The organism is Sphingopyxis sp. CR5 (assembly GCF_059693785.1).
The window spans coordinates 42557-64131 of record NZ_JCATIE010000004.1 but is presented as its reverse complement, the minus strand read 5'-3'; the positions used below and the strand labels follow the sequence as shown (position 1 = coordinate 64131).

General features: G+C 67.5%; 21 protein-coding genes and 2 tRNA genes. 3 read left to right on the top strand and 20 right to left on the bottom strand.

Features of this window, described 5'->3' with window-relative positions; genetic code table 11:
• Position 1: 1 nt before the first annotated feature.
• Genes AC58D2_RS07095 through AC58D2_RS07060 form a run of 8 tightly spaced genes read right to left on the bottom strand, consistent with a single transcriptional unit; the run spans position 2 to position 7261 of the window.
• Complete coding sequence (locus tag AC58D2_RS07095) at positions 2 to 517, bottom strand: hypothetical protein (protein ID WP_497388710.1); 516 nt, start codon at positions 515 to 517, stop codon at positions 2 to 4.
• Entirely contained in the window at positions 517 to 1218 is a 702-nt protein-coding gene (locus tag AC58D2_RS07090) for a nitroreductase (protein ID WP_497388708.1), read from the bottom strand. Before AC58D2_RS07090 ends, AC58D2_RS07095 begins: the two co-directional genes overlap by 1 nt.
• Positions 1205 to 2074: an RDD family protein gene (locus tag AC58D2_RS07085; protein ID WP_497388706.1), complete on the bottom strand. Its 870-nt coding sequence runs from the start codon at positions 2072 to 2074 to the stop codon at positions 1205 to 1207. The genes AC58D2_RS07090 and AC58D2_RS07085 overlap by 14 nt, the downstream gene beginning before the upstream one ends.
• Positions 2071 to 3099, bottom strand: a complete 1029-nt coding sequence (locus tag AC58D2_RS07080; RefSeq protein WP_497388704.1) for a stage II sporulation protein M — start codon at positions 3097 to 3099, stop codon at positions 2071 to 2073. The genes AC58D2_RS07085 and AC58D2_RS07080 overlap by 4 nt, the downstream gene beginning before the upstream one ends.
• Positions 3099 to 4430 carry a DUF58 domain-containing protein gene (locus tag AC58D2_RS07075; RefSeq protein ID WP_497388702.1) on the bottom strand — a complete coding sequence of 444 codons (1332 nt, stop codon included), beginning with the start codon at positions 4428 to 4430 and terminating at the stop codon, positions 3099 to 3101. Before AC58D2_RS07075 ends, AC58D2_RS07080 begins: the two co-directional genes overlap by 1 nt.
• Positions 4427 to 5431: an AAA family ATPase gene (locus AC58D2_RS07070; RefSeq protein WP_497388700.1), complete on the bottom strand. Its 1005-nt coding sequence runs from the start codon at positions 5429 to 5431 to the stop codon at positions 4427 to 4429. The genes AC58D2_RS07075 and AC58D2_RS07070 overlap by 4 nt, the downstream gene beginning before the upstream one ends.
• A complete protein-coding gene (locus AC58D2_RS07065; RefSeq protein ID WP_497388698.1) occupies positions 5382 to 6611 on the bottom strand; it encodes a DUF4350 domain-containing protein in 1230 nt (409 codons plus the stop codon). Before AC58D2_RS07065 ends, AC58D2_RS07070 begins: the two co-directional genes overlap by 50 nt.
• Positions 6608 to 7261 carry a DUF4129 domain-containing protein gene (locus tag AC58D2_RS07060; RefSeq protein WP_497388696.1) on the bottom strand — a complete coding sequence of 218 codons (654 nt, stop codon included), beginning with the start codon at positions 7259 to 7261 and terminating at the stop codon, positions 6608 to 6610. Before AC58D2_RS07060 ends, AC58D2_RS07065 begins: the two co-directional genes overlap by 4 nt.
• Positions 7262 to 7424: 163 nt before the next feature.
• Between AC58D2_RS07060 and AC58D2_RS07055 the strand changes: the two genes are divergently transcribed.
• Together AC58D2_RS07055 and AC58D2_RS07050 are read left to right on the top strand one after the other, a co-directional pair.
• Entirely contained in the window at positions 7425 to 9626 is a 2202-nt protein-coding gene (locus AC58D2_RS07055; RefSeq protein ID WP_497388694.1) for a thiamine pyrophosphate-dependent enzyme, read from the top strand.
• Entirely contained in the window at positions 9623 to 10678 is a 1056-nt protein-coding gene (locus AC58D2_RS07050) for an ACP S-malonyltransferase (RefSeq protein WP_497388692.1), read from the top strand. Before AC58D2_RS07055 ends, AC58D2_RS07050 begins: the two co-directional genes overlap by 4 nt.
• A 169-nt stretch (positions 10679 to 10847) precedes the next feature.
• On the opposite strand, the gene AC58D2_RS07045 is transcribed toward AC58D2_RS07050, so the two are convergent.
• From AC58D2_RS07045 to AC58D2_RS07015, 7 genes are all read right to left on the bottom strand, one after another.
• Entirely contained in the window at positions 10848 to 11501 is a 654-nt protein-coding gene (locus AC58D2_RS07045; RefSeq protein WP_497388690.1) for a response regulator transcription factor, read from the bottom strand.
• Positions 11502 to 11624: 123 nt separating this feature from the next.
• Positions 11625 to 11909 (bottom strand): hypothetical protein, encoded by a 285-nt coding sequence (locus AC58D2_RS07040; RefSeq protein ID WP_497388688.1) that lies wholly within the window; start codon positions 11907 to 11909, stop codon positions 11625 to 11627.
• Between the two features lie 80 nt (positions 11910 to 11989).
• Positions 11990 to 12445: a hypothetical protein gene (locus AC58D2_RS07035; protein WP_497388686.1), complete on the bottom strand. Its 456-nt coding sequence runs from the start codon at positions 12443 to 12445 to the stop codon at positions 11990 to 11992.
• Positions 12442 to 13062: a hypothetical protein gene (locus AC58D2_RS07030; protein ID WP_497388684.1), complete on the bottom strand. Its 621-nt coding sequence runs from the start codon at positions 13060 to 13062 to the stop codon at positions 12442 to 12444. The genes AC58D2_RS07035 and AC58D2_RS07030 overlap by 4 nt, the downstream gene beginning before the upstream one ends.
• Positions 13063 to 13121: 59 nt before the next feature.
• Complete coding sequence (locus AC58D2_RS07025) at positions 13122 to 14537, bottom strand: hypothetical protein (RefSeq protein WP_497388682.1); 1416 nt, start codon at positions 14535 to 14537, stop codon at positions 13122 to 13124.
• A 303-nt stretch (positions 14538 to 14840) separates the two neighbouring features.
• Positions 14841 to 15941, bottom strand: coding sequence for a CsgG/HfaB family protein (locus AC58D2_RS07020; protein ID WP_497388680.1), 1101 nt, complete (start codon positions 15939 to 15941; stop codon positions 14841 to 14843).
• On the bottom strand, positions 15938 to 16399 hold the full coding sequence (locus AC58D2_RS07015; protein WP_497388678.1) for a curli assembly protein CsgF: 462 nt from the start codon (positions 16397 to 16399) through the stop codon (positions 15938 to 15940). Before AC58D2_RS07015 ends, AC58D2_RS07020 begins: the two co-directional genes overlap by 4 nt.
• A 271-nt stretch (positions 16400 to 16670) precedes the next feature.
• Between AC58D2_RS07015 and AC58D2_RS07010 the strand changes: the two genes are divergently transcribed.
• Positions 16671 to 17342, top strand: coding sequence for a response regulator transcription factor (locus AC58D2_RS07010; RefSeq protein ID WP_497388676.1), 672 nt, complete (start codon positions 16671 to 16673; stop codon positions 17340 to 17342).
• 95 nt (positions 17343 to 17437) lie between these two features.
• Here the strand turns inward: AC58D2_RS07010 and AC58D2_RS07005 are convergent.
• The 5 genes from AC58D2_RS07005 to AC58D2_RS06985 all read right to left on the bottom strand — a co-directional run bounded on the left by AC58D2_RS07005 (position 17438) and on the right by AC58D2_RS06985 (position 21553).
• A tRNA-Glu gene (locus AC58D2_RS07005) sits at positions 17438 to 17513 on the bottom strand.
• A 16-nt stretch (positions 17514 to 17529) separates the two neighbouring features.
• A tRNA-Glu gene (locus AC58D2_RS07000) sits at positions 17530 to 17605 on the bottom strand.
• Between the two features lie 92 nt (positions 17606 to 17697).
• Positions 17698 to 19467 (bottom strand): single-stranded-DNA-specific exonuclease RecJ, encoded by a 1770-nt coding sequence (recJ, locus tag AC58D2_RS06995; protein WP_497388674.1) that lies wholly within the window; start codon positions 19465 to 19467, stop codon positions 17698 to 17700.
• The gene (locus tag AC58D2_RS06990) at positions 19464 to 21026 is read right to left on the bottom strand and encodes a PH domain-containing protein (RefSeq protein ID WP_497388672.1); all 1563 of its coding nucleotides are present in this window, start codon (positions 21024 to 21026) and stop codon (positions 19464 to 19466) included. The genes recJ and AC58D2_RS06990 overlap by 4 nt, the downstream gene beginning before the upstream one ends.
• Complete coding sequence (locus tag AC58D2_RS06985) at positions 21023 to 21553, bottom strand: PH domain-containing protein (RefSeq protein WP_497388670.1); 531 nt, start codon at positions 21551 to 21553, stop codon at positions 21023 to 21025. The genes AC58D2_RS06990 and AC58D2_RS06985 overlap by 4 nt, the downstream gene beginning before the upstream one ends.
• Positions 21554 to 21575: the final 22 nt, after the last annotated feature.

The following is a 21575-nucleotide window of genomic DNA, read 5'->3' as shown; positions in this document are numbered from 1 at the left end:
CCTACCGGCAATCCTCGATCACGCGCCCGATCTCCGACTGGACCGGCAGCGTCAGCGTGCTGCCATTGCTCGCTTCCAGCGCAAAGCGGCCGCGGCTGAAGGCGATGCGGTCGAGCCGGGCATCGCGCGCCGGAAGCGTTGCGGCATCGTTCTCGAAGCGCAGCCGGTCGGTCCCTGCGCTCGTCCGCAGCGATACGTCGAGCGGCCCCGGTCCGCCCAGCCCGGCGGTCAGGCGGATCTGGCCGCCCGCGCACGCCATGCTGACAAGGGCGTTCCCGCTGCCGGCAGCCGTGAAGCGCGCAGCGCGCGCGCTTGCGTCGTAATGCCACGCGCCGCCATCCAGTTTGCGTTCGTCCCACGGCTTTGCGGGCGGCGGGGCCGGCGGCAGCGGTTCGGGGACGACAGCGGGCGCGGGGGCCGGCGTGGGGGTGTCGGGCACCGGAATCGCGGTACAGGCGGCGATCGCAAGCATCGGCAGGATTGCCGCGCTCCACCGAAACAGACTCTTCTTGCCCATCACTTGCCAAATCCCCGCCATTCGATGACCTCGTCCAGATCGGCGCGCGGCACCGGCCACCGGTTCACCGCCGCGTCGTCGTCGGCATAGCCGATCGCTAGCCCGGTAAACAGGATCTGCCCGTCGTCGATCCCGAGCGTCGCACGCACCGTCTCGCCATACATCGCCCAGCATTCCTGCGGGCAGCTGGCGAGGCCCTTTTCGACCAGCATCAGCATCACCGATTGCAGCCACATGCCCATATCGGCCCATTGCGGCGGTCCCATGATCCGCGAGCAATGGAGGAACAGCATCACCGGTGCGCCGAAACCGGTATAATTGTGCATGAACTGCGCCAGCCGGCCGCGCTTGTCCTCGCGCGGGATGCCCAGCGAGGCGTACAGCCCCTCGCCGACACCGAAGCGCCGCGCCTCCCACGGATCGGTCAGTCCCTTGGGATAGATGTCATATTCCGCCTGCTGCCCCTCGCGTCCCATCGCGATACGCGCCGCGACCGCATCCTTGACCGCCTGCCACGGCGCGCCGGTCAGCACCACCGCCTGCCACGGCTGAAGGTTGCCGCCCGACGGCGCGCGCTGCGCCGCGGCGAACACCTCTTCCAACAGCGCGGGGTCGACCGCGCGGCCGGTAAAGGCGCGGACCGACCGGCGCGTCTCGAGTGCGTCGGCGACGGTGCGGGGAAGGGTGTCAGTCGCTTGCATATTTATCCTCTCGGCGCTTGCCGAACAGCAATTGCCGTTCGAGGCGCAGTTTCAGCTGGCGGTAATAGGAGGTCAGGAAAACGCTGTCCTCTTCGGCGGCCGTGCGGCCGATCTTGACGCGGATCGTGTCGGCGACCTCGCGCATTTGCCTGGCATCGGCGATCCGCAGCACCTGTTCGAGCTGCTGAAGCTCGAAAATGCCATAGACGGCCAGTTCGGCGTCGCCGAACTCGATCGCATGCGCGGCCTCGCCGCTCGCCATGTCGCGGTCGAGCTTGCGCCGCCCGGCCATGACGACCCAGGTCCCCGCGATCAGGTCGCCCATCCGCATCCGGTCGCGATTGAACAGCGGAAACAGGCTGAGCGTCAGGGCCCAGGCGACCCCGGCCAAGACTGTCCACGCGCTCGCCATATCCTCGACCGCGCTTGCCGACAGCATCGTCAGCGGCAGGAACAGCTCGAGCTCGCGGATCAGGTTGCGCGCCACCACGGCATCGGCGGTCAGCCGCCCGCCGTCGCGCGCGACGACGCGAATTCCCATCAGCCGCTTGCCGGGGGTGGCCGCGCGCTGCCCGAGCTCGAATCCGATGAACCAGAAATTGCGAAGCACGAAGCCGCCGAGCATCCAGATCGTCAGCATCACGGTCGACCGCGACGAAATGCCCGCCCACGCCATCAGCAGCGTGAACAGGATCAACGCGACGACGATGAGGACAAGGTCGATGATCAGGGCCCCGAACCGCAACGCCGCGCTCGCGATCCGCAGCTCCAGGTCGACGCCCTCGGGCGTGACGAATTGCCGGACCTTTTTCGCTTGCGCGCTGCGCAGCTCGGCGTTGGCGCGTGCCGCGGTCATGCTGCCTTGTCCCGGCGCGGAATGTAATAATAGCCCAGCCAGAAGAGCAGCATGACGCCGCCGATCGCATAGCGCGCGCCGGTGTCGGTGATCAGTTGCCGCCCGAATCCTTCGAGCAGACCGGCCGCGAGCAGCATGATGATCACCCCGACCATCACCTTGCCCGCGGTGCGCCCGGCTTCGGCCGCGGCCTCCAGGCGGCCTCGGGCACCCGGAAATACCACGGCGGTGCCGATCTTCAGTCCCGCCGCCCCGGCGAGCGTCGCGGCGAACAGCTCGGTCGTGCCGTGGATGAACAGCCAGCCGCCGAAATCGAGTCCGAGCCCCTTCGCCGAAAAGACCGCGAGCATCGCGCCGAGGCCGAGTCCCTGATAATATTCGAGGATCATGGTCGGAATGCCGAAGGCAAAGCCGAGCGCGAAGGCCATGATCGACACGCGGCTGTTGTGGGTGAAAAGATAGGTCGCAAAGACGTGCAACATGCCTTCCTGGTCGCCAGCCTCCTTGCCGTGGCCGATCGTGCCGCGCAGAAATTCGACCGTCGCCCGCGGATCGCGCCCCCCCGACATGCCCTCCGGAACGAAGTGGAAATACCATTCGGGTTCGTGCGCGACGAGCAGCCAGCTTGTCGCGACACCCAGGATCAGGATCAGCGCGACGATCAGCGTCTCCTTCCACAGTTCGCGCACCGCGGCGGGCCAGTCGTAAAGGAAATAGCGTTTCAGCCGGTCGCGCCGCGATTCGCGCACGCCATAGATCAGGAAGTAGCCGCGGATCGACAATCCCTCGAGATGGTCGAGCAGCGCCTTGTCCAGGCTCGTCGCGCGCGCGATCGACAGCGACGACAGGGTGGCGCGATAGAGCATGGGCAGCCGGAGCAGCTCGTCGCTCGACAATGCGGTGGCACCCCGCTTTTCCAGCCGCGTGAGCAGGGCATCGAAGGCGATCCAGTCGGCCTCGCGTTCGGCGCGGAAGCGTGCGGTCGAAAAGGCGGGGGTGTCGCCGGCCGGAGGCGCGCGGTCCATCACAGGCTCCCCGACCTTTTGATGCCCAGATAGGCCTCGACGGCGCTGGCGCCCATGGCATCGGAGGGCACTTCGATCACATCGACGCCCAGCCGCTGCAGCCGTGCAATCACGAGCTGGCGTGCCGCGAGCATCGCCGCCGCGACGTTCGCGCGCGTCACGTCGATCGCCGCTTCGGGGCGGCGGCGTTCCTCGCTCTCCAGCTCTTCGTCCTTGATGACGACAAACAACAGTCGGTGCTTTTTCACCAGCCGTCCCGCCGCGCGGATCATCAGGTCGGCGCTCGTCGCGTCGGTGAATTCGGTGAACAGGATGATCAGCGAGCGCCGGTCGAGCGCGGCGCCGAGCGTCGCGAGCGCAAGGGTGAAGTTGCTCTCGACATGCGAATAGTCGATCCGCGCCGCCGCGCGCTGCAAGGCCGGAAAATCCTGCGTGTGCATATAGGCGGGGGTCAACGCATGCGGCTTCGCGGCAAAGGAGAAAAAGCTGATCCGGTCATGCAGCTTCAGGCCGACATAGGCGAGGAGCAACGCGGCCGACACCGCGCGGTCGATACGCGGCAGACCGTCCACCGCCTCTGCCATCGTCCGGCCCGCGTCGATCGCCAGCACGACGCGATTGTCGCGCTCGACGCGATATTCGCGGGCGAGCAGCTTCACGTGCCGCGCCGACGCATTCCAGTCGATCGCGCGGCGGTCCATCCCCGGCTGATATTCGGCGAGCGATTCATATTCGCTGCCTTCGCCGCGCAGACGTTGTTGCCTCAGGCCGAACAGGCTGTTGCGCTGGAACAGTCTTTTGCCTTCCTCGGTCGCGGCGCGCAGGCTGGGAACGACGCTGATGGCGCGCTCCAGCGCGAAGCGCCGCTGCTTCCACACCAGGCCCAGCGGGCCGCGCCAGCGCAGCCATGCCGCCCCGATCGACGCCTCCCCGCGTCGCGAGGCGGTCAGCGCGACCGTCTGGACCAGCGTGTGCCGCGCCCCTTCGCCCGCGTCGGCGGCGCGCATATGTCCCGCGACGCGTCCGCCCTCGGCAAGCCGCTCGTCGACCTGCAAGGCCAGCTCGGCCCGGGCGGGGACCGCGGTCCGGCCGTGCGCCGCCAGCCTCAGCGTGAACGGGTCGCCCACCCCGATCTGATTCGGGGCCTGCACGTCCAGCGCGAGCCGGCGAGGGCTCGCCCCCAGGCCGAGGTCGAGCAGCAGGCAGGCCGCGATGGCTCCGATCCACGCCGGCGCGACGAGCCAAAGATCGGGCCGGACCAGCCCGAGCGCCAGCGCCGCCGGTGCCCCCGCGAGCAACAGAAAGATCGCGCGGCGGGTGGGGTAGATCACCGCGGCACGTCCTCGCGTTCGAGCAATGCGGCCACGACCTGTTCGACGCTGCGGCCTTCGATTTCCGCCGCCGCCGACAGGATGACGCGGTGGCGCAGCACCCCGCCGGCAAGCCGCTGGACGTCGTCGGGAATCGCATAGTCGCGTCCGTCGAGCGCGGCGGCGGCACAGGCGGCACGCGCGAGCAGGGTGGCGGCGCGCGGACTCGCGCCACACTCCAGGTCGGCGCTTTCGCGCGTCGCGCGGACGAGGCGGACGATATAATCGACGATCTCGTCGGCGAGCCGGACGCTCGCTATCGCGTCGATCGCCGCAGCGATCGTCTCCGCGTCGGCCACCTGTTCGACCCCGAAATCGGCGACCGCCGGGCTTTTGAAGCGCCCGCCGTGATCGGCGACGATCCGCCGCTCCTCGTCGGCGGCGGGATAGTCGACGACGAGTTTGAACAGGAAGCGGTCGAGTTGCGCTTCGGGCAGCGGATAGACACCCTGCTGTTCGATCGGGTTCTGCGTGGCGAGCACGGTGAAGCGCGGGCTCATCGCATGCGCCTCCCCGCCGACCGTGACATGCCGCTCCTGCATCGCCTCCAGCAGCGCCGCCTGCGTCTTGGGCGGGGTTCGGTTGATCTCGTCGGCAAGGAGCAGTTCGGTGAAAATCGGCCCCTTGGTCAAGGTGAAGCTCGACGTCTGGAAGTTGAACAGGTTCGAGCCCAATATGTCGCCGGGCATCAGGTCGGGGGTAAACTGGATCCGCCCGAAATCGAGCCCGACCGCGCGCGCAAAGGCTTGCGCGAGCAGGGTCTTTGCGGTGCCCGGCGGACCTTCGAGCAACACATGGCCGCCGGCCAGCAGCGCGATCGTGACCATGCGGGTCAGATCGCCTTGTCCGAAGACGGCCTTTGCCACTTCCGTTTCGATCGCCGTGCCGAGCGCCGCCACACTTTCGATGGGATTAGCTGTCACGCAATAAGTCCTTTCTGATGTCGTGGAGCGCCTGCGCATCGTCGAGAAACGCGTGCGAAGAGCGCGCGAGCGGCAATCGCCGCGCGAGCGCCGAAAAGGATTCGCGCCCGTCGGAAATATGCCGGTCGATCCAGGCGTCGGTGTCGGCTTCGGTCATCCCCGCGGGGGCGTGCAGCCGCCGCGCGATCGCGCTGCGCTGGCTGCGAACATAGGCGCCCGCGCCATCGAGCTGGCGCCGCGCCCGTTCGATCAGTTCGGCGCTGTTCGCGATCAGCGCCGCTTTCGACAGCGCGATCGTCCGGCCTGGCTTGAGCGCGGGCCCGAAGCGCATCCAGGCCTGCCACAACGCGAGCAATCCGGCGGCGATCAGGCACAGGGTGACGCCGATAAAAGGCGGTACGAAAGCAAAGCGCAGCAGCGATCGGCCGCCGCCGAATCCGTCCAGCGTCAGGTCGAAGGCGAAACCGTCCGCATTCGCATCCTCGCCGATCGCATCGAGGAGCAGCGCGGCTTCGCGCGCCCGGTCGCGCGATGCAAAGGCGAAATTGTCCAGAAGGTCGGGATCGGCGAGCACATAGCGGTCGCCGTCCTTGCTACGCGCGAGCACGGCCTTGCCGTCGGGTGCGGCGACCAGCGTCTCGAGCGCCTCTCCGGTCACGGTCTGCACCTCGCCGGGCAGGGTGACCACGATGGTCCGTCCGGCGACATCGCCGCGCACCTGCCGCGCACCCTTGCCATTGCCGACCTCCACCGTTCCGAAGCGGCTCGACGGCAGCAACCGGCTGGACGGCGGTACGGCGACCGACGGGCCGGCCCATCCCGGCTTTTCGGCCTCGCCGGGGATCGGCAGCGTGAACCATTTCGGCAGAATGATCAGCGTCGCGCCGCCGCGCTGCGCGTCGAGCAGCTCCTCGATCTCGCCGGGCTGCGTCTGGTGTGTCGGGGTCAGGATCAAAAGGGGGCGGGTGGTGCCATAGCGGCTCCCGACCTGCCGGCGCAGCGTGACGTCGGCCCCCGCGCGCTCCATCAGGTCGACGATTCCGGCATAGCCCGGCGCCCCGCGCGACAGGGCATGGCCCTTGCCGTCGTTGCCGCTCTTCAGGTCGGGGCCGAGCGCGATCAGCGCCCACAGCGCGATGAAGGCCGCGATACCGATCGCGATCACCGCACCAATCAGCCGGGCGTCGAATGCCCTCTCGCTGGCTGCCGTTCCGCTCATCCGCGCGCCCAGTTCTTCGGCACCGTCAACTCGGCATAGGCCGCGCGGCAGCGCTCCCACCCGTCCGCATCGATCGCGCGTCCGCCGAACAGGCTGATCTCGACCGCACGCGTGATGCTGGCGAAGGCGCCGCGCGCGACGGCGGGCAGGTCGTGCGTGGCGGAGAGGTCGCGCGAGGTCATCGCCGGCCGTACCAGGCCAGGCCGCCGGACCTCGATATCCTCGATGCTGCGATAGAGGAGCAGGTGCGCCGCTTCGGCAAATCGTCCCGCCGCGGCGAGCGCGTCGGCTTCGACGAGCAGCGCGCGCGCGGCGCCGGCTTCGATCACGCCGACGCCATCGTCCGCCTCGGGCCGCGCGCGGCCGGTCAGGCGGTCGATCCACGCGGCAAAGGCCGGCACCAGATGATAGAGGAGATAGGCGGCGAGCAGGATGCCCGCGATCCACATTGCCGGTTTAAAGGCCGGTTCGGCCCATCTGAGCAGGTCGATCAGCCAGTCGGGATTCTTCGGCGCCTCGGGCGGCGGGGGCAGGCTGGTCTGGATCGTTCCGCCGGCAATGGTCTGGCTATATCCGGGACCGACCAGCTCGGGATCGATCAGCCAGCCCTCGTCCGGTGCTGCGGCAGCGGCTGCCTGGGCGAGACCCATTGGCATCATGTTGAAATTCCGGCCTCGCCCCGCTTGATCATCACGGATGCTGGTAGCGTGAGCCGCCGTGACAAGGCAAGAGATGCTTGCACCGGTTCCTGCCCCGTTCTAGCGCGCGGACAATGGTTGCGGGTGCAACCAGGTGGCGGGCAGGAGGATCGGCGTGGACGCGGCGCAGGCGGTACATGAAAAGTTTCTGGCGGCGCTTGGCAACGGGCGGCTCGCACGCCGCGCCAATGCGCCCGACCCCGCCGCCGCCGGCCTGTCGCGCGCCGAAGCTGTCGACATTTTCCTCTCGCAATTGACCAGCCGCCAGATGGACCGCCTGTCGCGCACGCTGCAGGCGCGCGGGGAGGGGTTCTACACGATCGGCTCGTCGGGACATGAAGGCAACGCCGCGGTCGCCGCGGCGCTGCGCGTGACCGACATGGCGTTCCTCCATTATCGCTCGAACGCGTTCCAGCTTCACCGCGCCCGTCAATGCCCGGGCCAGACGCCGAACTGGGACATGCTGCTCAGCTTTGCGGCGTCGAGCGAAGATCCGATCTCGGGCGGGCGGCACAAGGTCATCGGGTCGAAGCCGCTCGCGATTCCGCCGCAAACCTCGACCATCGCCTCGCACTTGCCCAAGGCCGTCGGCGCCGCCTTTTCGGTCGGCATCGCGCGCCGGCTGGGGATGACCGGCCGGCCGCTGCCCGACGACGCGGTGATCCTTGCCAGTTTCGGCGACGCCTCGGCGAATCATTCGACCGCGCAGGGGGCGTTCAACACCGCTGGCTGGGCGGCGTTCCAGGGTACGCCGATGCCGCTCGTCTTCCTGTGCGAAGACAATGGCATCGGCATCTCGACGCGCACCCCGACGGGGTGGATCGAGGCGCAGTTCCGCCAGCGCGCCGGTCTCCACTATATTCGCTGCGACGGCACCGATCTCGTCTCGGCCTATGCCGGCGCGAAAGACGCGGCCGATCATGCGCGCCGGATGCGCAAGCCGGTATTCCTGCACATGGCGACGGTCCGCCTTTATGGTCATGCGGGATCGGACGTACAGGGCGCCTATCTGCCGAAAGTGCTGATAGAGGCGGACGAGGCGCGCGATCCCTTGCTTGCGGGCGCGGCGTTGATGGCGGAGCAGGGCTGGATGTCGGCGGCCGAAATCGCGGAGGCCTATGAAGACATCGGCGCCACGCTCGCGCGGCAGGCCGAAGCCGCGATCCGGCGACCGAAGCTGACGACCGCTGCGGCGGTGATGGAAAGCCTGGTCCCGCCGACATGCGCCCGCCCGCGCGCGAACACCCCGTCTGCGGACGATCGCGCCGCGATGTTCGGCGGCGATGCCGCGGCGATGGACAAGCCGATGCACATGGCGCGCCTCCTTTCCTGGGCGCTCGCCGACCTGATGCTCGCGCACCGGGAGATCATCGTCGCCGGCGAGGATGTCGGACCAAAGGGCGGGGTGTATAACGTCACCGCCAAGCTCCACCAGCGCTTCGGGTCGGCGCGCGTGGTCAACACGTTGCTGGACGAACAATCGATCCTGGGCCTTGCGATCGGCCTGGCACACAACGGGTTCGTCCCGATGCCCGAAATCCAGTTCCTCGCCTATGTCCACAATGCCGAGGACCAGATTCGCGGCGAAGCGGCGACCTTGAGCTTCTTTTCGAACGGCCAATACACCAATCCGATGGTCATCCGTATCGCCGGGCTGGGGTATCAAAAGGGCTTCGGCGGCCATTTTCACAACGACAATAGTCTTGCCGTCTTTCGCGATATTCCCGGCGTCATCCTCGCGGTGCCGTCCAACGGGCGCGATGCGGTGGCGATGCTGCGCGAATGCGTCCGCCTTGCCCGCGAGGAACAGCGCGTTGTCGTCTTCGTCGAACCGATCGCGCTGTACATGACCCGCGACCTGCACGAAGAGGGCGATGGGTTGTGGACCAGCGTCTACGAGGATCCGGGCGCGGGGACGCCGATCCGATTGGGCGATGTCGGCGTTCACGGCGACGGATCCGACCTCGCGATCGTCACCTATGGCAACGGCTATTACCTGTCGCGCCAGGCCGAACGGCGACTCGCGGACGACGGTGTGAAGACGCGGGTGATCGACCTGCGCTGGCTCGGCCCGGTCGACGAGGAGAAGCTGCTCGCGGCAGTCGGCGATGCGAAGCGCATCCTCATCGTCGACGAATGCCGCATCACCGGTTCGCAGAGCGAGGCCCTGATGGCCCTGTTCGCCGAGCGCCTGCCGGGACGAAAGGTCGCGCGGATCGCCGCCGATGACAGCTTCATTCCGCTCGGCAAGGCGGCGACGCTGACCCTGCCGAGCCGCGATTCGATCTATGACGCCGCACGGGAGTTGCTCGCATGAGCGCGCGCCGGACCGCACTCGTCGTGGCTCCGGGTCGCGGCACCTATGGCAAGGCCGAACTGGGGAGCATCGCGCGGCTGCACGGCGCTCGCTTCGCCGATCTGATCGCCGACTTCGATGCGCAACGCCGGGCTCGCGGCCAGCCGACGGTCAGCGAACTCGACGGTGCCGAACGGTTCAGCGTCGCGACCCATATGCGCGGAGACGTCGCGGCGCCGCTGATCTATGCGGCGACGGCGCTCGATTATCTCAGTATCGACCGCGATGCCTATGACGTGGTCGCCGTCGCCGGCAATTCGATGGGCTGGTACAGCGCGCTCGCGCTCGGCGGCGCTGTGTCGGTGTCCGACGGGTTTCGCATCGCGAATGCGATGGGGCTCAACAGCCAGACCCACGGACCCGGCGGACAGGTGCTGCTTCAGGTCGTCGACGAGGACTGGCGACCGGTGCCCGGGCTGCGCGAGGCGCTGTTCGCGCTGGTCGCCGACATCGATGCGCGCGCCGGGCACGCGCTCGCGCTGTCGATCGAACTGTGCGGCATGCTCGTGCTGGCGGGAGACGAGGCCGGGCTCGCCGCGCTGCTTGCGGAGGCGCCGCCCACGCCGGGCCGCGATCCCCTCCGCCTTGCCGGTCACGGCCCCTTCCACACCGCGCTGATGCACGGCAGTTCGGACAAGGCGAGGGCCGAATTGCCCGCGTCGCTTTTCGGCGCGCCGGCGATCCCGCTCGTCGACGGGCGCGGCCATATCTGGCGCCGCTTTTCGTCGGATGCTGATGCGATGTGGGACTACAGCTTCGGTCACCAGATTCTGGCGCCTTATGATTTTGCGTTGTCGGTGCAGGTCGCGGTCAGGGAATTCGCTCCCGACGTGCTGATCCTGCCGGGTCCCGGCGACACGCTTGGCGGCGCGATCGCCCAGTCGCTGATCGGGATCGGGTGGCAGGGGCTGGCGTGCAAGGCCGACTTCGCGGCGCGTCAGGCACAGGATCCCATCCTGCTCGCGATGGGCCGCCCCGACCAGCGCAAGCGGGTTGTCGGCGCCGGGGAATAAGGGCCGACCGGAAGACGGGTATCTCCGGCCGGCCCTGTGGGCTGCACGGCCAGGTGGGGAAGGCCGCGCGGGTTGAACGACGGCGCCCGTGGGGACCAACACAGGGGCGGTGTGCCGTTCGATATCCTTATAGGGCCGTGCGCGCCGGGCTGGCCGCGCGTGGCCGCGATCAAGCACCATTTTGGATCGAAATCGTCCCGGCCATCGCTTCGGCGACGAAGGCGATCCGCAAGAGTTCGGCGACATTGGCGGCTCCGGCGCGGCGCATGATGTTCGCGCGGTGGACTTCGACGGTGCGCGGGCTGAGCTCGAGCCGCCGCGCGATCGCCTTGTTGCCCATCCCCGCGGCAATGGAATCGAGGATGTCGCGCTCGCGCGGTGTCAGCATCGCAATCCGTTGCTCGGCATCGCGCTGAGCCGCAAGCCTGTGGCGGAGCGCCCGCCCATCGCAGAGCGCCCGGTCGATCGTGCGCCGCACCAGCCGCGGGTCGAGCGGTGCGGGAAGCAGGTCGTGGGCGCCGCCGCGCAGAACCGCGCGTGCGTCGGCGATGCTCAACCGTTCGGCCGCGACGAAGGCGACCAGGCCGGGAACATGCGCGATGCGTTCGAGCAATGCCGCGCCGCTCGTCGATCCGGGCTGGTGCCAGTGAAACAGCAGCACCGCGTCGCCGCCGTCGGTCTCCGCGCCCGATTCGATCCAGGCATCGGCGCTCGCAAAGCTGCGTACCACGCGCGTCGTATCGGCCGCGACCGCACGAAAGCAGGCGGTGCGCTCGACCGTATCGGGAAGGATGAGGTGGATATGGTCGCCGCATTTCGTCATGCGTCGATGGTGCCGCGGACGCGCCCTCGGACCGAGGGAAAGTCGTTCGGATTTGATGCCGAATCGAAGCGAAATCGTCTGCGTCGGCGAAGCAAGCCCGGCCGATCCGCGATGGGGCCGGCGTCAATGGTCGCGAATGTCCCGGCTATAGACCAGCCGGTCTTCGGCGTCGGTGATCCGGAATGAAAGGGTCCAAGGCGCCTTGTCGGGAAAGCGCGTTCGATTGACGATCTGGCGTTCGCGGGTCCCGACATAGTTGGCCGCGAGGCGCGACCGCGACGCCCCCGTTACCTCGAGCACATAATGATACCGGTCTTTCGATATCTCCTGACCGACGAGAGTCACGTCGACCAGACCGTCGTGACGGTCGACGGTCAAGCGGATCGGGGGCGAAGGCGTATCGGCCATAGAGGGCGACTCCATGCAGGCTAGGATGACGCCCGCCGTCGCGGCGGACGCTAACAAGTGCAGGGCGCGCGGGCCGACGCTCATCGTCCATCGGGCGGCAACGACGGCGGTGCCACCGGCAGCCGGTCCGAATCCTTGCCGAACATCGACTCGGACCCGGGAAACTGGTTCAGGAATCGGGCGAGCATATCGGGGCCGATCTCGCGGGCGATCAACTCGGGCGTCGGCTGCTGACCGCGCCGCCGGATCATTTCCCACGCATTGGCGACTTCCAGATAGAGCGAATCGCGCGGTCGTTCGGGCGGAACGGCCGCCAAACCGGCTTCGGGCCCGGCCGCGTCGCCTGGCAGGTCGATGGTGTCGGGCAACTGGTCGACCGCCACGTCGGCGGGCTCCGCGGTTCCGACCTGTTCGGTACGCCGGGTCCGCGCTTCATCCGGCGTCAGCACCTGATCGGCGCTCGCCGGATGCCGCTCGGGCACGCCCAAGTCGACGGGCTGCGCGGCGCACAGCAACACAAGGAAGATCGCGTTCAAGGGCTACCCGTCTGGGTGACGGTAATCGACGCCCCGCCGTTTTGAATCAAGCCAAGCCCGAGTCCCGAACCGATCTGGTCGATGGCCGCGAAATTGTCGGCGCCCAACTGCGACAGGTCCAGGGTATTGCCTTCGCCCGTCTGTGCCAGGATCGCCACATTCGCCGTGCCGTCCTGGATCAGCCTTATGGAATTCGGCATCCCCGCGCTCGCATATTGCGACAGCGACGCGCTGTTGCCCGATCCGGCCTGCCAGACGGTCGCGAAGTTGCTCCCGCCCGGATCGCCCGACTGGAGTGCGTCGACGATGCCGTCGCTGCCTTCCATCGTCAGCGCCAGTCCGGACTCGGCCTCTCCGTCCTGATGCAGGGTGGCGGTCAGGTTTTCGCCGGACAGCGACAGGTCGGCTTCGGCGTCGGGTGCCTCCTGCGTCACGTCGACGCCGGTCGCGGATCCGATCTGCTGCACCGACACGCGCTGATCGAAGCTACCGCCTTGAACCACCTCGGCAAAATGTCCGTCGCCCGACTGGTCGATGACGGCCGTTTGCGCAAGGCCGGCGATCGGACAGCCAAGCGTCATTGCGGCGAGCAACGGGAATCGAAAAGGGTGCATCATGCCCTCCCATCGGGTCGAAAGGGGCCCCGGAGGCGGGGGTGGCCTCCGGGGCGGGGGAGTTACTGCGCGACGTTAGCCACGTTGAACGACCCCGACTGCAGGACGGTCGAGAGATTGCCGTTCGTCAGCTGGGTGACATTCGCGACATTGTTGTTGCCGCTCTGGTCGACCGACGATCCGTTGCCCGATCCGTACTGAAGCACGAGCGCATATTGCGCGCTTCCGGACTGCGTGACCGTCGAGCTGTCGTTGTCGCCATATTGGCCGACCCCGGCATAGCTGCCCGTTCCGGTCTGGGTGATCGACGAGCTGTCGAAATTGCCCGTCTGTTCGTTGACCGCCACATGATTGTCGCCATCCTGGTCGATCGACGACATGCCGTCGTCGCCGAATTGATAGATGGTGGCCGAGAAATTCTCGGTCGGCGGGCTATCCTCGCGCTGGATGATGCTCGCATCGTTGCGGCTTCCGGTCTGATAGACGAAGGCGTTGCTGTCTTCGGCGCGCTGGACGATCGAGGCGTCGTTGTCGTCGCCGGCGAGCTGCCAGACATAGGCGACCGAGCGGTTGCCGTGGTTGAGGATGCTCGACGTGCTGTTGGTCCCCCACTGGCGAACCTCGGCATAGCCGTCGTTCGCGCGCTGGAAGACTTCCGAATCGTTCCCGTCGCCGGTCTGTTCGACATAGACCGCCGAATTGATCGGCCGGATTCCGCCGGGCGACGTCTGGTCGACCATGCTGCTGTTGCCGTTGCCCGACTGGAAGACCGTGGCGACGACCGCTTCGCCATCCTGGACGATGTCCGACGAGTTGAAGTCGCCGCTCTGGTCGACGTTCGCGTCGTCGTCGGTCCCGGTCTGCAACACCGACGATCCGTTGCCGAGTCCGCTCTGCGTGACATAGGCTTCGCCGACGTCGCCGAGCTGGTCGACGCTGCTGTTGTTGCCACGCCCGACCTGGGTGACTTCGGCGATCTGGCCGCCGGTGCCGGCCTGGTTGATGCTGCTCGTGTTGCCATAGCTGTCATCGGTCAGCGCCAGCGTGGCGTCGCCCTGGATCACGGTCGCGCTGTTGCCATCGCTCGACTGGGTGATCGTCGAGGACTGCCAATCGTCGACCTGCGTCACGTCGGCTACGTTGTTGCTGCCCGACTGGCCGATATAGGAATCGGTCTGGATCGAGAAGGTCGACGTGTCCTGCGACACATTCGCCAGGTTGTTGTCGCCCGTCTGGTCGATCACCGACAGGTTGATCGGGGTCGAACCGGTGCCGTCGTCGGCCTGGGTCACATTGGCCTGGTTGTTGGCGCCGCTCTGGTTGACGGTCGAATCGCCGCCGGTCAGCGAGCCGGTCTGATCGACGTTGGCAAGATTGCCGACATTCGACTGGTTGACCGTGCTGACCGATTGCGCGAGCGCCGGTCCGGCGATCGCCAGCGCCAGCACTGATGCTGCGCTCATCATCATCCTTTTCATCGTCATGCTCCTTACAACTGCGGCAAGGGCTGCCCCTGTCGCTTCGCAACGGCCGGACATGGATTGCGTCGCCAGCGCCGGCCCGCTGGTCGCCGACGGGAAGAAATGACGATGAAGTGCCGGCGGCATTGCTATCGCCCCGCCTTGCAGCAACCGCCTCGCTGTTATAGAAAGACGGTCGGTCGCTTCATGCGTCCGGCAGGTTTCCCGTAAACCTTGCCAGGTTCGGACTCGCCGACATCAGGACACCAATCAGGGTGTCGACGGGTCCGCATCTTTCGCCGGATTGGCCGGCGCTGTTCGCTATCCTCCTTCTTTTTCGTTCGCGCGCGGACCAGTGGGCACGGGCGTGGCCGAAACATCGGGTTGTGGCTGGGCATAGTCGAGCGCGGCTCGCGGCGACGGGGCGGCGGGCGGGGTCGGCCGCGCCGATATCTGCGCGGGGCGCGCCATCGGCGTCGGGACCTGCACCTGCGTATACCCCGCCGTACAGGCGCCGGTTATCGTGCTGCCGTCGGCGCGCTTGGCGAACTGGACGGCGGCAGGATCGATATTGTCCCGGCGGGCGAAATATTGGCGCAGCAGATTTTCGCTGTAATCGGGCGGCGTCGCCATGCACCAGAGGTCCCGGCTCGCGCCCTCGACGACCAGGCCATAGACCGCCGCCTCGATCGCCTGCTGCAGGGCAAGCGCGTCGGGCTCGTTGGTCGCCACGCCCGCTTCGGCTTCCAGCAGTTCCTTGAAAGCGACATAGCGGAAGGCATCGGCGTTCAGCCCGATCGACGCGATCGACTTGCGGACGCTGACCGTCAACAGGACTTCGCCCGTCTTGACGCTGACCGCGCGAAGATAAAGAGTGACCGTATCCTCGCGATATTTCGTGCTGCCGCCGATCCCCAGGAAGCGTGCACCGATCCCGCCGCTCTTGGTATTGGTGTCATAGCCGATGATCCCGCCTTCCAGGATCACGCCCGCAAAGAGCAGCGGCGGAAGCGCCTGGCGGTTGAGCTTGGTTTCGCCCAGATAGGCGGCGCGCATCTCTCGGATGACCGCGCGTTCCCGAAGCAGATTGTCGAGTCGTTCGCGTTCGATCACCTTGAACCAGCGACCCTGCCCGGACTCCTGCAGCGCCTTGACGAGGATCGATGTCGCCCCCTGCGTCACTGCACGCGACAGGGTCTGGACCCCATCGGTCGGCTTGAACTGTCCCGTCTGGTCGGAAAAATTGTAGACCGCGACGGGAATGCTGTCCCCCGGCGCGGGCAGACCCTGCAGGCTTTGGGTCGCCGGGGTCGGGCGAACCGGTTGCGGTTCCGACCACGACTTGCCGTCGTACACTGCGCACCCCGAAGGCAGCAGCGCGGCCAAGGCAAGGGCAAGGACCGGGGCGGGCGCGCGCGTCATCCGCCCAACTCCGACCCGTCGGTATCGCTCTGCAGCAGCGGAATGACGATTTCGGTGACGCTGCCGTCCGCATTATTGGTGATCGTCAGAGTGACCGAATCGATCCCGCGAACAAAGGATATCTCCTGGTCGCCGAACTGGATCAGCCCGCTATCCTGCGCATTCTCGCCAAAAATGATGTCGGTGATCTGTGTTGCGAGCGACGACAGCAACCGGCTCTGCAAGGTTCGCAGGAACTGCTGGGCGGGGTCGGTCGAGGTCGTCGCATTGGGATCCTTATACTTGTTTTGCGCGGAAGCGACGCCCAGCAAATGCGCCGAGTTGAACGGATTGCCCCCGAATGACGGATTGACCGGCGTATAGACGATGTCCTGCGCGACGGCCGCCCCGGACAATCCGAATGTGGCGATTGCGGTCAAGACGACCGACACGGCGCATCGCTCGCGTGATGAAGCCATCACACCCTCCTTGCTCTACCGATTTTCGTGCGTCCCGTTGTTGGCTCGGACGGCCAGGCCCGCGAGGGCCATGCCGACCGGCGACCACGGCCGTGAAGGCCCGTGGCGTCATCGAAACGCTATGGCGACCCGGGTGAGTCGCCTACCCGTATCACTACGGATAGTGGCCACACGGGTCGGGGTTTACCTAGTCGTGATCGTAAAGAAACAAGGAGATGGGTCGCCAGCGTTCGAAAACGGACGACTGCCCTTTGGACCGGGGAGGACCGATGTGAAGAGCGACCTGGTGCATATCGTCGATGACGATGCGGGGGTGCGGCATTCGCTGCGCCTGTTGCTGCGCTCCTATGGATATCGGGTTCTCGCCTGGCCCAACGCGGCGACATTTCTGGCCAACATCCAGTCAGACGAACCGGCGTGCGCGGTGATCGATCTGGACATGCCCGGCATGTCGGGGATTGAATTGCAGGAAAGGCTGAACGAACTCGGGCTCCCCTTGGCCACGATCATGCTTTCGGGCCACGCGGATGTCAGCACTGCTGTGTCGGCGCTTCGGCTCGGCGCGCTCAATTTCATGGAAAAGCCCGCCGATCCCCAACTTCTCCTGTTGGCGATCGGCGACGCCCTGGAAACGCTGTACAGCCGCCGGATCGTCGAAATTCAGCGCATCGAAGCGATCGAACTGCTCGGCCGCCTCTCGCCGCGCGAGCTCGAGGTGCTGCGGGCTGTCGCCAACGGCCAGCAGAACAAGATGATCGCGATCGAGCTTGGCATCAGTCCGCGGACGGTCGAGGTGTATCGCGCCAACATCATGGAAAAGCTCGATTGCCAGAGCCTTGCCGGAATCCTGAAGGTCGCCTTTCGGGCCGGACTGCTTGACCCGCCACCGGACCTGCGCCCCGATCCGCGCCCGCGGTTCGAACCGATGCGAGACTCTGCCTGATCGCCAGCCCCAAGGGGGGGGCGGCTGGTGGGATTTCGGGGGACGGTGTGCGGCGTCGGACGCATGGATCTCGCGACGTTCCGATGTCACCGCGATGGTGACCCCTACGGGACTCGAACCCGTGTTTCAGCCGTGAGAGGGCCGCGTCCTAGACCGCTAGACGAAGGGGCCGTTCGGCCGATTGCGATGGTGACCCCTACGGGACTCGAACCCGTGTTTCAGCCGTGAAAGGGCCGCGTCCTAGACCGCTAGACGAAGGGGCCGTCAATCGGTGAAGCGGCGCCTTAGACGGGCCCGCGCGTGCGGTCAAGCGCATGGAGGCGCGGCCTGCGCAAAAATATTGCGCGGCGACGCATCAGTCTGCCCAGGCGGCATCCTCGAGGTGGAGTTCGGCGGCGGGACGGCTGCCCCAATCGTCGCGTTTCGCGCGCCCCGCAAGCCAGAGGCGACGCCCGCCGCGCGCGTGGAGCAAGGTCTGGCCGAGCTCGCTTGTCGCGGCGCGGAACGCGATCGCCTTGAAGCGTGCCCCGTCGTCGCCCGCGACGATCAGGCGCAGGTGGTCGGTGCCGACCACGCCCGATTCGACGATCCGCACCGGCCCCGTCGCGACGCGCGGCGCGGGCCAGCCCGCGCCATAGGGTCCCGCACTCTCGATCGCTTCGCACCACAGCGGGTTGATCCCGCGGGGGGCGAGTACCGCATCGATCAACAGCGACTTGCCGCCGCTCGCGCGCTCGACATCGGCCGCCAGACGATCGTTCAGGAACGCCCCGAATGCGTCGATCCGGCCGCGCTCCACGGTCAGCCCCGCCGCCATAGCGTGCCCGCCGCCCGCGACCAGCAGCCCGCTTTCCTTGGCCGCGAGGATGGCCGCGCCCAGATCGACACCGCCGATCGAGCGCCCGGATCCCTTGCCGATACCCGCGTCGTCCAGCGCGATGACGATCGCCGGTCGATGGAGCTTCTCCTTCAGGCGCCCCGCGACGATGCCGATCACGCCGGGGTGCCAGCCGGGCGCCGCGACGATCGCGACCGGCGCGTTGGCGCATGCCGCGCTCGCCTCGATCGCCTGATCGAGCACCGCCGCCTCGATGGCCCGGCGTTCCTCGTTCAGGCGATTGAGTTCCTGCGCGATGTCGGCTGCTTCCTGCGCGTCGTTGGTCGTCAGCAGCCGCACGCCCAGATCGGATTTTCCGACACGTCCCCCGGCGTTGATCCGCGGGCCCAGTGCGAAGCCCATGTCGCTTGCGCCCGGCGGCTTGGTCAGGCGGGCTGCGTCCATCAGCGCCGCCAGGCCGATATTGCCGCGCCGGGCCATGACCTTCAGCCCCTGCGTCACAAGGGCCCGGTTGAAGCCGGTCAGGCGCGCGACGTCGGCGACGGTTCCCAATGCGACAAGGTCGAGCAGGTCGATCAGCGCCGGCTCGGGGCGCGATCCGAAAAAGCCGCGGGCCCGCAAGGTGCGCAGCAACGCCGCGCCGAGCAGGAAGGCGACGCCGACCGCGGCGAGATTGCCGTGGACCGCGGCGTCGGGTGCTTCGTCGAGCCGATTGGGGTTTACCACGGCAAAGGCTTGCGGAAGCGTGGTCGCGCATTGGTGATGATCGACGACGATGACCTCGACCCCCGCCGCCTTCGCTTCGGCGATCGCGTCGAACGCCTGCGCCCCGCAATCGACGGTGACGACCAGTCGCGAGCCTGCTTCGCCGATCTTGACCAGCGCCGCACCCGACGGACCATAGCCTTCCATCAGGCGGTCGGGGATATAAGCGCCGACGGGCACGTCGAGCGCACGAAGCAGCCGAACAAGAAGCGCCGCCGACGTCGCGCCGTCGACGTCATAGTCGCCGAAGACCGTGATCGCCTCCCTGGCCTCGACGGCCGCGGCCAGGCGCGTCGCGGCGGCGTCCATGTCGCGAAAGATCGACGGATCGGGCATGAAGCCGCGCAGCGTCGGCGCACGCTGGCGCTCGATATCGTCGCGCGCGACCCCGCGTGCGAGCAGCAATTGGGTCACAAGGTCGTCGGGCGCCAGCCCATCACCTCCCATGTCGGCGCTTTCGCGGCGCCAGTGCCAGGGCTGGCCAAGGATCGACCGATCGATACCCAGCGCGGCGCCGGTCACGCGTCGTCTCCCGCGGCCAGGATTCGCATCCGCAGCGCCTTGGCGGTCTCCAGCGGGATCGCCGGGATTTCGTGGCTCCCCAGCGAACTGCCTCCGGGAACGCCGAACACCAGCGTCGCGAGGCCCAGCGGCCGCAGCACGAAGTCGGTCCGAAGGTCGGCGCTCTGCACCGAGGCAAAGGGCAACAGCGTCATCTTCGGCTTGATCCATCCGCTGCGAATCGCGACCACGCCGTCGGTTTCTGTCCAGCCGTGAAAGCGCGCGCTGACCCACGCGCCGGCGGCGATGAGCGGGGCGATGGCGACCGCGATCCAGCCCGGGGGCTGACCGAACGCGACGACGATGCCCCCCGCCAGGCCCGCGATGGCCGCGGCGACGAAGCCGCCAAGCGCGATGATGCGATGGCTATGCTCCCACACCGCCTCGTCCGCCGGCCGCGCGATGCCGACCTCGGCGAGGACAGGATCGATTTCGGCAAGCGTGCCGAACGGCACGACCTGGTGATCCTTTTCCTTTTCGCCGTCGCTCGCCAGGCTCTGGAGCCGCAGCTCGTGCCAGTCGAAGCGCCGCCGCAGCCAGCCGGTGACGACGATCGCGGCCTGCACTCGCCGTACCGGCAGCGCGACGTCGGTGCGCGTCGTCAGGCCGCGCGTGCGGCGCAGCGCGCGCGGCTCGCGCGTCAGCCGGAAATCCCAATTGGCAAGGACCGTCAGCGCTATGCCGCTGGCAATGCCGATGAACAGCAGCGAGATCGCCGCGCCGACCCCGGCGATCCAGCGGTGCGCGATTACCCATTGGTCGAGGCCATAGGCTTCGGCGATGTCGATCCAGTCGAGCGGGTTGAAGATGTTGAAATCAAAAGGCAGCACATTGTCGAACAGCTGCATCGACGCACCGACGACCGCGAGCGCGGCGAGCGAGAAGTTGAACAGGCCGGCGATCAACAGCCGTTTCGGCGACATCGCGAAGAGCAGCCGGTCTTCGGCTGCCGGGGATACCGCCCGGTCGTCGCTCGCCGACGCGTGCGCCGCGGGGGCAGGGGATGTCTCCGCGCTGCGATGGGCGCGGATGGTCGTGCGCAGCGCCTGTGCCGCGTCGAGCCCGATCGCGTCGAGCCGCGCGTCGTCCGCCTTGCCGCCGCCCGCCCCGGTTTCGAACCCGACCTTGGCGATGCCGAGCGCGCGCGCGACGAGCCCTTGTTCGATACTGACGTCCTGAATCCTGTCGAACGGTATGGTGCGGTGCTGGCGCGCGAACACGCCGCTTTCGATCACGATCTCGCTCGCGCCGACCGCAAAGCGAAAGCGCAGCCACGCAAGCCAGGCAAAGACGAGCGACAAAAGCAGGAACAGCCCCAGCGCGGGGACGACATAGATCCATTTCCCGGCGATCCCGATCGCCGCGAGCGCGGGCAGGAAATTGACCGAACGCGGGCCGAGCTTGACGATCGCAAGCAGCAACGTCGCCGGGTGCAACCGCTGCCATTCGGTATCGACGGCGGGCGACGCCGGCGCGGCCTCCCGGGCGGTCTCGCCGGACAGGGCGGCGGCGCCCGTCATGCGAAATCGGTCTGGATATGCCGGCGGATCGTTTCGCGCATCGCCGCGGCAAGGTCGGCGTGCAGCCCCGGCAGCGTGACCGTGCTGTTATGCGTGCCCGACGTGTGGACGACCAGGTGCGACAGCCCGAACAGCCGTTCGATCGGTCCCTGGCCGACGTCGATGTGCTGGACGCGAACGAAGGGAACGATCGTATCGACCCGGAACAGCCAGCCGCGCGCGACGCGCAGCTTGCCGGCGCCGATCTTGAACCCCCAGCGCGATACGCGCCGCGACGGAAAGGTCACGACGACGATGGTCCCGAGCAGCCAGGCGGCGACGGTGAGCAGGCCGAACGGACCGCCGATCGTGCGGATGACCAGCAGGTCGAGCACCGTCGCGCCGATCGCGACCGGCAGCAGGTTGAGCAGCGTCGCGATCCTCAGCACGTGCGTATAGGCGGGGTCGACCGGATCGAGCCCTTCGCTGGCATTGAGTGCGTCGGGGTCGAAGGGATCGACGGGGTGGGCGGCGAGGGTGTCGGTCATGCCCCCTCGATAGGCTCAAGCC

Excerpts from the sequence above, each read along its gene's own strand:
- AC58D2_RS07095 (WP_497388710.1), bottom strand. The coding sequence starts at position 517 with ATGGGCAAGAAGAGTCTGTTTCGGTGGAGCGCGGCAATCCTGCCGATG.
- AC58D2_RS07090 (WP_497388708.1), bottom strand. The coding sequence starts at position 1,218 with ATGCAAGCGACTGACACCCTTCCCCGCACCGTCGCCGACGCACTCGAG.
- AC58D2_RS07085 (WP_497388706.1), bottom strand. The coding sequence starts at position 2,074 with ATGACCGCGGCACGCGCCAACGCCGAGCTGCGCAGCGCGCAAGCGAAA.
- AC58D2_RS07080 (WP_497388704.1), bottom strand. The coding sequence starts at position 3,099 with ATGGACCGCGCGCCTCCGGCCGGCGACACCCCCGCCTTTTCGACCGCA.
- AC58D2_RS07070 (WP_497388700.1), bottom strand. The coding sequence starts at position 5,431 with ATGCGCAGGCGCTCCACGACATCAGAAAGGACTTATTGCGTGACAGCT.
- AC58D2_RS07065 (WP_497388698.1), bottom strand. The coding sequence starts at position 6,611 with ATGAGCGGAACGGCAGCCAGCGAGAGGGCATTCGACGCCCGGCTGATT.
- AC58D2_RS07060 (WP_497388696.1), bottom strand. The coding sequence starts at position 7,261 with ATGGGTCTCGCCCAGGCAGCCGCTGCCGCAGCACCGGACGAGGGCTGG.
- AC58D2_RS07050 (WP_497388692.1), top strand. The coding sequence starts at position 9,623 with ATGAGCGCGCGCCGGACCGCACTCGTCGTGGCTCCGGGTCGCGGCACC.
- AC58D2_RS07045 (WP_497388690.1), bottom strand. The coding sequence starts at position 11,501 with ATGACGAAATGCGGCGACCATATCCACCTCATCCTTCCCGATACGGTC.
- AC58D2_RS07040 (WP_497388688.1), bottom strand. The coding sequence starts at position 11,909 with ATGGCCGATACGCCTTCGCCCCCGATCCGCTTGACCGTCGACCGTCAC.
- AC58D2_RS07030 (WP_497388684.1), bottom strand. The coding sequence starts at position 13,062 with ATGATGCACCCTTTTCGATTCCCGTTGCTCGCCGCAATGACGCTTGGC.
- AC58D2_RS07025 (WP_497388682.1), bottom strand. The coding sequence starts at position 14,537 with ATGAAAAGGATGATGATGAGCGCAGCATCAGTGCTGGCGCTGGCGATC.
- AC58D2_RS07020 (WP_497388680.1), bottom strand. The coding sequence starts at position 15,941 with ATGACGCGCGCGCCCGCCCCGGTCCTTGCCCTTGCCTTGGCCGCGCTG.
- AC58D2_RS07015 (WP_497388678.1), bottom strand. The coding sequence starts at position 16,399 with ATGGCTTCATCACGCGAGCGATGCGCCGTGTCGGTCGTCTTGACCGCA.
- AC58D2_RS06990 (WP_497388672.1), bottom strand. The coding sequence starts at position 21,026 with ATGACGGGCGCCGCCGCCCTGTCCGGCGAGACCGCCCGGGAGGCCGCG.
- AC58D2_RS06985 (WP_497388670.1), bottom strand. The coding sequence starts at position 21,553 with ATGACCGACACCCTCGCCGCCCACCCCGTCGATCCCTTCGACCCCGAC.